General features: G+C 63.3%; 13 protein-coding genes and 3 pseudogenes. 4 read left to right on the forward strand and 12 right to left on the reverse strand.

The features are described 5' to 3' along the window. From NFV80_RS15475 to NFV80_RS15485, 3 genes are all read right to left on the reverse strand, one after another. Nucleotides 1-188, reverse strand: a 188-nt coding sequence (locus NFV80_RS15475; protein ID WP_295324285.1) for a hypothetical protein, incomplete at its 3' end; no start/stop codon positions are given. A gap of 107 nt (nucleotides 189-295) precedes the next feature. After that, complete coding sequence (locus tag NFV80_RS15480) at nucleotides 296-706, reverse strand: OsmC family protein (RefSeq protein ID WP_295324288.1); 411 nt, start codon at nucleotides 704-706, stop codon at nucleotides 296-298. Between the two features lie 274 nt (nucleotides 707-980). Then, nucleotides 981-1,847, reverse strand: a complete 867-nt coding sequence (locus tag NFV80_RS15485) for a pirin family protein (protein WP_295324291.1) — start codon at nucleotides 1,845-1,847, stop codon at nucleotides 981-983. 94 nt (nucleotides 1,848-1,941) lie between these two features. On the opposite strand from NFV80_RS15485, the pseudogene NFV80_RS15490 reads away from it, so the two are divergent. The 4 genes and pseudogenes from NFV80_RS15490 to NFV80_RS17495 all read left to right on the forward strand — a co-directional run. Continuing rightward, a pseudogene (locus NFV80_RS15490) lies at nucleotides 1,942-2,099 on the forward strand (LysR family transcriptional regulator); the annotation flags it as partial. 65 nt (nucleotides 2,100-2,164) lie between these two features. Further along, the gene (locus tag NFV80_RS17490; protein WP_366143440.1) at nucleotides 2,165-2,362 is read left to right on the forward strand and encodes a transposase; all 198 of its coding nucleotides are present in this window, start codon (nucleotides 2,165-2,167) and stop codon (nucleotides 2,360-2,362) included. Then, nucleotides 2,359-2,634: a DDE-type integrase/transposase/recombinase gene (locus tag NFV80_RS15495; RefSeq protein ID WP_295324293.1), complete on the forward strand. Its 276-nt coding sequence runs from the start codon at nucleotides 2,359-2,361 to the stop codon at nucleotides 2,632-2,634. The genes NFV80_RS17490 and NFV80_RS15495 overlap by 4 nt, the downstream gene beginning before the upstream one ends. Before the next feature lie 12 nt (nucleotides 2,635-2,646). Then, nucleotides 2,647-2,823: pseudogene (locus NFV80_RS17495) on the forward strand (IS3 family transposase); the annotation flags it as partial. 27 nt (nucleotides 2,824-2,850) lie between these two features. On the opposite strand, the gene NFV80_RS15500 reads toward NFV80_RS17495, so the two are convergent. From NFV80_RS15500 to modC, 9 genes and pseudogenes are all read right to left on the reverse strand, one after another. Further along, complete coding sequence (locus NFV80_RS15500) at nucleotides 2,851-3,342, reverse strand: hypothetical protein (protein WP_295324296.1); 492 nt, start codon at nucleotides 3,340-3,342, stop codon at nucleotides 2,851-2,853. Nucleotides 3,343-3,382: 40 nt separating this feature from the next. Next, nucleotides 3,383-3,754, reverse strand: coding sequence for an addiction module antidote protein (locus NFV80_RS15505; protein WP_295324299.1), 372 nt, complete (start codon nucleotides 3,752-3,754; stop codon nucleotides 3,383-3,385). Between the two features lie 3 nt (nucleotides 3,755-3,757). Beyond that, nucleotides 3,758-3,998 (reverse strand): annotated as a pseudogene (locus NFV80_RS15510) (type II toxin-antitoxin system RelE/ParE family toxin). Between the two features lie 227 nt (nucleotides 3,999-4,225). Then, nucleotides 4,226-5,095 (reverse strand): nitrogen fixation protein NifM, encoded by an 870-nt coding sequence (gene nifM / locus NFV80_RS15515; protein WP_295324302.1) that lies wholly within the window; start codon nucleotides 5,093-5,095, stop codon nucleotides 4,226-4,228. Next, the gene (locus tag NFV80_RS15520; RefSeq protein ID WP_296759257.1) at nucleotides 5,088-5,549 is read right to left on the reverse strand and encodes a nitrogen fixation protein NifZ; all 462 of its coding nucleotides are present in this window, start codon (nucleotides 5,547-5,549) and stop codon (nucleotides 5,088-5,090) included. The genes nifM and NFV80_RS15520 overlap by 8 nt, the downstream gene beginning before the upstream one ends. Before the next feature lie 4 nt (nucleotides 5,550-5,553). Further along, nucleotides 5,554-5,868 carry a nitrogenase-stabilizing/protective protein NifW gene (locus tag NFV80_RS15525; protein ID WP_295324307.1) on the reverse strand — a complete coding sequence of 105 codons (315 nt, stop codon included), beginning with the start codon at nucleotides 5,866-5,868 and terminating at the stop codon, nucleotides 5,554-5,556. A 14-nt stretch (nucleotides 5,869-5,882) separates the two neighbouring features. Continuing rightward, nucleotides 5,883-6,410, reverse strand: coding sequence for a hypothetical protein (locus tag NFV80_RS15530; protein WP_295324310.1), 528 nt, complete (start codon nucleotides 6,408-6,410; stop codon nucleotides 5,883-5,885). Then, the gene (gene nifV / locus NFV80_RS15535; protein WP_295324313.1) at nucleotides 6,403-7,557 is read right to left on the reverse strand and encodes a homocitrate synthase; all 1,155 of its coding nucleotides are present in this window, start codon (nucleotides 7,555-7,557) and stop codon (nucleotides 6,403-6,405) included. The genes NFV80_RS15530 and nifV overlap by 8 nt, the downstream gene beginning before the upstream one ends. 298 nt (nucleotides 7,558-7,855) lie before the next feature. Then, nucleotides 7,856-8,864 (reverse strand): molybdenum ABC transporter ATP-binding protein (modC, locus tag NFV80_RS15540; RefSeq protein WP_296759260.1); only part of this gene is annotated, 1,009 nt, incomplete at its 5' end.

An 8,864-nucleotide genomic window follows, 5' to 3' on the forward strand; every position in this document is an offset into this window, starting at 1 on the left:
TCGATCATCAGCAGCATGTGGCGGTGGTCCTCTTGATCCTTCTGCGCGATGCCAACGCCTACCTGGCAACTCGCGCGTCCCTGCACAGTCTCCCGTCGCGGATGAAGCGTGCCAATGTCGGCACCGGGAAGGTTCGTATTATCGCGTGCATGGAAATGTCGCTCAAGCTTGATCGGCGCTCCCTGCAACAGACTTCTTGCGCCGAAGGAATGCACAACGCGCCGATTCTTCCTGCCACAGGATCAGCAATATTGGTCCGTCACGCTCAGACTTGCCGCGATTGCACAGCCGGATTTCATTTGCCAAGGTCGGTCATGATGCGGATCTCACCGGTCAGCAGCTTGTGCATCGGGCAAGCATTGGCCGCCTTCAGCAACTGCCGCCTTTGTTCCTCGTCCAGATCGCCCTCCACTTGGATCCGTCGGACGATGTCGTTGCCAGCTATTGGTTTGCCGTCAGGGTTGAGCTGCAATTCGACCCGGATTCCCGTCACGGGCAACTGCCGGCGGGTGGCGACCATTTTCAGGGTGATCGCGGTGCAGGCCCCGAGACTCGACAGGATCAAGCCCTCCGGCGTTGGAGCGCTGTTGCCACCGCCCACTTCCTCGGGTTCGTCTGCGTTCCACCTGTGGCCCTGGTCGTCGATGAAGGAGACCAGATACGGTGTGTCCTGCAGGACGGCCTGCACGGCGTGGATGGGGGACATGGAGGCTCCTCGCTAGTGTATGTAGAAATCCGTGATCACGGTCTGTGGATGATTCTACTATGCCGCCAATGTGCGGCCCTGCTCTTTGTGGCAGGCAAAGAACGATCCCGAATCCCTGAGAGCTGCCAGCAATTTGCCTGCGGTCGATGACGCTGCGGTGACCGTCGATGCGCTTGCGATAAACGGGGGCGCGCCCGATGTCGGGCGTGACCTTACCCCCGTGCACGCGAGTGCGGAATGCCACCCACTGATCCGTGGCCAGGCAAGCAGCGAGTCATTGCCTGATCACTCCAAAGCGGCCGCGGTTGAAATCATCGATCGCCTGCGCGATCTCTTCTCGCGTGTTCATCACGAAGGGACCGTAGCCGACGATGGGCTCGTGGAGCGGCTCGCCATTGAGCAGCAGGAGTTTTGCGTCCTCGCTGACAGCGAATTCGAGGTGGCCACCCGCACGCTCCATTACCGCCAGTTCGGCGGCACGCCCCGTGTGCAATCTGTCGAACTCGATCGCGCCGCGCAACACGAAAAGTGCCGTAGTCGTCCCCGCCGACAGATCCAAGCTCACCTGATGGCCGGCCTTCAGGCGCAGGTCCCAGACGTTCATTGGTGTAAAGGTATGGGCTGGACCGACCACATCGCCATATCGACCGGCGATGATGCGCGCCGTACCCGCCCCGCCGGGAACGATGACGACCGGAATCTGTTCGGCCGTGATGCCCTGGTAAGCCGGGGGCGCCATCTTGTCCTTGGCCGGCAGGTTGACCCACAACTGAACCATCTCGAAGGCACCGCCCTGCGCCGCAAATTCCGGGCTGTGGTATTCCTCGTGAATTACGCCGGAGGCCGCTGTCATCCATTGCACTTCGCCCGCGCGGATGCTGCCGCCGCCACCGGACGAATCGCGGTGGGCGACGCCCCCCTCATAGACGATGGTCACCGTCTCGAAGCCACGATGGGGATGTTGGCCGACACCGAGCTTGCGGGTCGTTGGCGGAAAATTGGTCGGGCCGGCGTAGTCCATCAGCAGAAAGGGCGACATTTCTTCGGCGATGTCGCTGTAGGAAAAGATGCTCTGGACCGGGAAACCGTCGCCGACCCAATGACTACCGTTGCTGCGCTTGATGAATGCCAATTTCTTCATGGCTGCCTCCGTTGCGCGATGCCTGCACCCTATGGGTCGGACAATTCGCACGCCAGATGGTTAACTGTGAAAACACTTTTCAGCAGGTTGAACAGTGGACCGCCATGAAGCCGCAATATTCGTCAAGGCGGTTCAGGCGGGGAGCTTCAGCGCCGCTGCCCGTCTGACCGGACTGCCGACTTCAACGGTCAGCAACCGGGTCGCGCGCCTGAAAGACGTCTCGGCGTGATGTTGTTGCTGCGAACTGATCGGCTACCCAAGAAGCGGATGCCACGAGGCTCGGTAGATTGACCCTGCGCAGCTTGGACAGGAAGAAAGTGAATCGGAGTGATACGCCGGAGTTTCGGACGGCGGCAGTGCAGCAGGTGACCGACGGTGGGCGGAGCATTCCGGCGGTGGCGCGATCGTCGGAGATGTCGGCGAAGACGTTGGCGAACTGGGCGCTGTGCGCCAGGGGGAGCCGCCGGCCAAGGCGTCGTCCCGAAAGCCAAAGAGCGAACTGGAAGCGGGGGTGACGCGATTGCCGCAAGAGCTGACGCTGGCCGCACTGCGGGTCGCCCTGGGCTGGCGCGACCCGGCGCCGGGCCGGGTGCATCACTCCGATCGTGGTTCGCAATACGCTGCCGACGGCTATCGCAAGGTCCTGCAGGCGCGCGGGATTGCCGTTTCCATGAGTCGCAAGGGCGACTGCTGGGAAAACCAGCGAAGCGGAGTTTCGCGAGCCTTCAGGCGAGGGGGCGAAGCCCGTCGCAACGCGCCGATGGAATCGGCCAACGGCACGGTCTAGGTCGAGTGCGTCCACGGCGAGCACTTCCGGACTCGTGCCGAAGCGCAGCAGGAACTGGGCGAATACTTCGGCTACAACGACACGGAACGTCGTCACTCGTCCTTGGGCAACCTGTCTCCGGCGACTTTCGAGCAGCGCTGGCATGCCGCCGCGTCGGCGACCGGCGCGGGACGAGGACCACTGCGGTGAGCAGCGCAGACCACTCATATCAATGACCTACGACGGAGTTTCTTGAGAGGCTTCCGGCCGTGCGGTTCCGTGGCCAAGGTAATGGTTCAACCGAGCTTCCCAGTCCCGCATGAACTTGCCGTAGCAGTCCTCGGTGAATGCGGCGACGAACTCATCGCCTTCCGGGCCTAGACTCGTGTGACAGTAGGTCACCTCGGCCTCTGACCCACTCGCGACAGCGCGGAGCTGGATGCTCAGGCGACAGGCAGTCACACCCGGCGTGATCTTGATCATCTCCACCAACCCATTGCCTGGTTCGTGGCGCGTCACATACCAGACCGCGTTCGACGGGAGCGATGCAGTGACAAAGGCACAGTCACGCTCCGCTACTCCGGACTCCGATACGACGAGAAGTGGATCCCAACCCTGGATCCAGTCCGTCTCGCGCACAGGGCAAAGCAATGGAAAGACCGCTTCGGGAGCACCGATCAGATGCTGTAGGTAGGTGCGACGGACGCGCTTTGCCGGAATGATCTTCATCTGACACCTAACTGGTGGCGTGGAGGCCTGACGTCGAAGATCAGGGGTGGCCGAGCGAAGCGAGGGAACACGCTTGCTGGCCCTCCCCTGGATCGTTGTGTTCGGCGTCCTGATGGTGTTCTACAGCTTCTGCATGCAGCTTTAGCCCAAGTGCACCCATGACTTTCAGGATGGTATCGAAACCCGGAGCACGATCACCCGAGAGCGCCTTGTAGAGACTTTCGCGAGAAAGCCCGGCATCACGGGCCACCTGCGACATGCCCTTTGCACGCGCCATATCGCCCAGCGCTCTGGCGATGAATTTGGCATCCCCATCAGCCTCTTCGATACACGCTTCAAGGTAAGCCGCCATCTCTTCCGCGGTGCGGAGATGCTCTGCGACGTCATCACGGGAAGTTGCTGTCTTTGCCATGCCTTACTCCTTCAGATTACGCGCCAAATCGAAACGCGGCTTTTATATCCACCGATCGAGACCACGTATCGCCACCAGCCAATCGAATGACGACTTCTCGGCCGCGCTTGGTGAATTACGCTCGATGGCCGGGGCCAACATCGATACGCAACTCGGATACGCCTTCACCGACAGGCTTCACATCGTCGGAATTTCCGGCTGCAAGCCGCTCGATTCGGACCAAGATGCGAGCACGCCGCTGGATTTCGCGAAGGCCATCTTTGGAAGCACCCTAGACATCGGTCTTGCCGATTTGGAGCACAAGACAAATGTAGCCATTAGACTACATATTGTCAATGCGAGAACCAAGACGCCTTCGGGGAAAGGGATTTCGAGCGCGACGATGGCTCTACTGGCGTGCCGGGTTGCAGCAATCGGGTTCGGACCGATTGCCATGGCGGCTTGCAAAGCGTCTCTGTCGGCAGCAGCAGCTTACCTGCGGTTCGCATCGGGTGACCGTCCGGCTCCCTGCGGACGAAGTGCCCTGATCCAGGACTTCTGGCCGAGTGCCCGCTGGTTCCCTTCGAGATGCTCGCGAATCGTCTGACGGGCCTCCGCGAAGCTCAGCAGCCGCTCGTGCTGGATCGCCTCACAGCGGACCAGGTGGTAGCCGAGTTCGCTCTCGATCACCTCCGAGAGCATCCCCTCGGCAAGCGAAAAGGCGACCGCATCGAGTTGCGGGTAGAGCCGGCCACGCGGGACGCGACCGAGCAGGCCACCATGGATTGCCGTCGGACATTCGGAATGCTTGAGGGCCTGCTCCGCAAAGCGCTGCGGCTCCCTGAGCAGGCGGGCGTGGATGGCGTCGATGCGGGCCCGTGCGGCTTCACGCTCGTTGCCCGTCAGACCGTCGTTGATGGTCACCAGCAGATGTCGCAGCACACGCGTCTCGCCATGGCGAAAGCGTTGCCGGTTCATGTACCAGAAAATCTCGACGTCGGTATCGCTGATCGCCGCCAAACCTGCCGCGACCTTTTCCAGCACCGCCTCGACCAACAGGTCACGTGACACCGCCTGGCGCAACGAAGACGCATCCAGGCCGACGCGCCGGAGTTCCGCGTGATACTCTTCCTCGTCGCCGTAACGGCCGCGTATTTCCATCAGGCTGGCGTCGATCGAGGCCGCATCGAGCTTCACGCTGGCCGCTTCCGGGGTCTCCAGGATCAGCGTCTCGATCTCCTGCTGCCGGTCGGCGACTCTGGTCAGCCGCTGCAGCTCTGCCGGTGCGAGAGACTCCAGCGGCTTGCCGAACAATCGCGCGGCGAGCTTGATCGACCGGTAGATGCTGCCCGGTTCAGGCATCGTCCGACCGCGGCCATTCACCGAGAGCGGCCTCGGGTACCCACAGGGGGACGCCCGCGAGGCAATCGAAGTGCGTCCGATAGACGACGCCCCCGGTCTCCGGTCTTTCGAGATTCAGGATTTCCCCACGACTGCCGGGCGGCACCCGGATCTCCCCACCCACGGCCAGCGGGCGCAGCGCTCGCACCCTCTGACGAACCTCGAAGCGGCTTTCGATCCATGGCTGGTCGACGCCGACCAGCTCCTCTTCACGACAGCCGACCAGGCGTCCCTCGTCGAGGAAGTGGACAGAGTAGATGATCTGGTCCTGGAGGAAGAAGCCGACATCACGCACATGCCCGATACGCCCGCGTCGCACCAGCAGGTCGCCGGTCGGCACGCCCGGAAAGGTGCCGTCATTGCGCACGTTGCGCGTCACCCGTACCGCGTCACCGTAGTCCCAGCGCGGCAACACGGGTTCAATCCGTCAGCGAGGAAAGTGGCACGAAGGACGATCCCTCGACCTTCTGAAAGACGGCAAAGACCTTCTCGGCCTGCGCGCTGGAGCCGACGAAGTCGCCGTACGCGCGTGCCAACCAGTGACGATAGGCGGAGTAGTCAGGTGCCTTGTCGGCTTCCTGCTTGGCCAGATAATCGTGAAAACGTTGCAGGATGTGCAGGCGATTGACTTGCACCACCGGCACGGCAAAGTCGATGCCGAAGTAGTCGAGAAATTCTTCCGCCGAACTCAGCTCGGCGAGGTCGTCCGCAAAGGTGTCGTTGGCGCAAGCCATGGCTTTGTCCTCATTCAGTCCAAGGGTTCGGTGAGCGGTGTGACGTGGCGATCGATGACCGCGAGCAACGGCCGAGCGCCGAGGAAATCGCGCTGGTCGACTCCGGCAATCGTTCGCAGGCGAGTGCAGGCCTCGCCGACTTGCCCGAGGCGCAACAGGATCACCGCCGATCCCTTGAGCGCCAGCAGATGGAATCGCAGCATACCCATCGAGCGCATTGCCGCCTCGCCAAGCGTGCGTGGGCCCAGGTTGCGCCAACCTCCCGGCAGTTGCAGGCGGCGCGCACTGACTTCGAGCGCCCGCTCGGCGACGAGCAGAGCGTCGTCGAGGCGATGCTGATAGAAATAATAACGGTACAGCGCGACCAGGACCGATAGCTGCTCGGGCGCCAGAAAGTAGGCAAAAAGCAACCGTTGCTCGGCTGCCGGCTGGCCGTAGGCACGCGCCGCCGCGTCGATCTGTGCCGCGACGCGCGGCGGGCAGTGCTCGTCGAAGTAGAGCACGTCGTCGCCGGGCTCCAGCAGTTCGAGTCGGTCAGCCATCGCATCTGTCCTTTGCATCGGCACATGCGCCGAGCAGGTCCAACAGGTCGGCCGACGACGGCGTTTGCTTCTTCTCGGCAACGAAGTTTCGCAGCCGTTGCAGGAAGGCGCGGGCAGAGGCATCCGACAGCTCATGACCGAGACCCGCCATCACCTGTTGTACGGCCCGCGCCCCGGAATGCTTGCCGAGAACCACGCGATGACTCCGGCCAACCAGGCGCGGATCGAAGCCCTGATAGTTGGCAGGATCCTTGAGCAGACCATCTACATGAATCCCTGCCTCGTGGGTGAATGCGCCTTCGCCGACAACGCTCTTCTGCCAGCACAGTGGACGCCCGGAAGCGACGGCCACTCGCTGCGAGATCGCGTGCAAACCAGCAAGCTCGATCCCTGTCCGGATGCCCTGGCACAGATGCAAACCCAGTACGACTTCTTCCAGTGGCGCGTTGCCGCAGCGTTCGCCAAGCCCATTGACGGTCGTGTTGAGATGCGTCGCGCCGGCGCGGGCGGCGGCCAGCGTGTTGGCCGTGGCCATTCCGAGGTCGTCGTGGGCGTGCATCTCGATTTCGAGATCGCACCGCGAACGCAGGTGGCGAATGCGTTCGAAGGTGGCGAATGGATCGAGCACGCCCAGCGTATCGGCAAAGCGGATGCGCCGCGCACCGGCGGTCTGCGCGGCCTCGGCAATCGCCGCCAGCAGGTCCGGGTCGCCGCGCGAGGCGTCCTCGGCGCCGATGCCGACGCCGAAACCGAAGTCACGCGCCAGTTGTACGTGTTCGCCGATCTCCGTCAGCAGCCACTTGCGATGGCGTCGCAGTTTCGTCTGCAGGTGCTGATCGGACGCAGGCACGGAAATGTCGATCATCTGCGCACCGAGATTCGCCGCCAGCGCAATGTCGGCGCGGTTCATTCGCGTCCACACCATCAGGCGCGCCTTCAGTCGCAGCGCGGCAACCGCCCGGATGCTCTCGCGTTCGGCCTCACCCATCGCAGGAATGCCGATTTCCAGCTCGGGAACGCCGACAGCGTCAAGGCGACGCGCAATGTCGGTCTTTTCGTCGGGACTGAAGGCGACACCTGCCGACTGCTCGCCGTCGCGCAGCGTGGTGTCGTTGATGACGATGTCGCGAGGAAGGTTGCGGTTCATGGCATTCAACAGCCTGCAATTCCAGTGCCAGCAATCAAGCCGTTGCAAATCAGTGCCTTGCAGCGGTTTTCCGGAGAATTGTCGGGTTTGCGACGCGATTGTGAGCTTGCGCCGGGGAGGTGTCCGCATTGGACCGGTGCCTTCATCGCGCTTGCCGATGCCGGAATCTCGCCGGCCCGACAGGCTCGGCGATTCACGGAACCTCGCGCGAAACGTTTCCGCTGCCCGCCAGCAGGCTCTGCTCTGGCTCTGCACCAACTCGGAGCACGGCGGCACCTGCGTGACGGCTGGCGCGCGCTCAACCGACCAGTGCCACCGCTTTGATCTGAGCCCATACCTGCTGGCCCGGTGCGAGTTCGAGGCGCGACGCCGAGTGCCGGGTCAGGCGTGCCAGCAGGGGCGTGTCGCCGACGCGCAACTGCACCAGCGCGAGCGCTGGATGGTCTTCAGCAACATGGCTGATCACCGTCGCTGACAGCAGGTTCATGATGCTGAAGTCGTCATGACGGCTGCGCGCAATGCTCACATCGCGCGCCAGGATGCGCAGGCGTACGCGTCGCCCGACGGCGGCTCCGCCGTCGCGTACCCAGACTTCGCCACCTGCGAAGACGATTCGGGCGAGATGCCACTCGGCATCCCGTTCGATCACCGTTCCGGAGAAGACGACACCGGCATCATCGCCGAGGCGCAGCGGCGGGTCGACGCACGCCAGAACCTCGGCCAGCGGACCATGCGTGACAGCGCGGCCGTCGTCGACGACCAAGAGATGGTCGGCGAGTCGCGCCACCTCGTCGGGGGAGTGACTGACGTAGAGGACGGGGATCTCCAGTTCGTCGCGCAATTGCTCCAGGTACGGCAGAATTTCCTGTTTGCGCGCATGGTCGAGCGCAGCCAGCGGTTCGTCCATCAGCAGCAGGCGCGGGCTGGTGGCGACCGCGCGTGCAATGGCCACGCGCTGACGCTCGCCACCCGACAGGCGATCACACCGCCTTTCCAGCAGGTGACCGATGCCGAGCAGCTCGACGGCCCGCGCGAGCGACACGCGGCGCTGATCCGCAGCGATGCGGCGGCGCCCGAATTCGAGATTGGCGGCGACGTCGAGATGCGGGAAAAGCCCCGCCTCCTGGAAGACATAGCCGAGCGGGCGGCGATGCACGGGTAGCCGGTGTGCGCCGTCCTGCCAGGTTTCGCCATTGACCGCCAGGAAGCCGGCGGCTGATCTTTCGAGTCCGGCGATGCAGCGCAGCAGCGTCGTCTTGCCCGAACCAGAACGTCCGAACAGGGCAGTGATGCCCTGTCCCGGCAAG

The organism is Accumulibacter sp., from assembly GCF_023806565.1.
Taxonomy (GTDB): Bacteria; Pseudomonadota; Gammaproteobacteria; order Burkholderiales; family Rhodocyclaceae; genus Accumulibacter.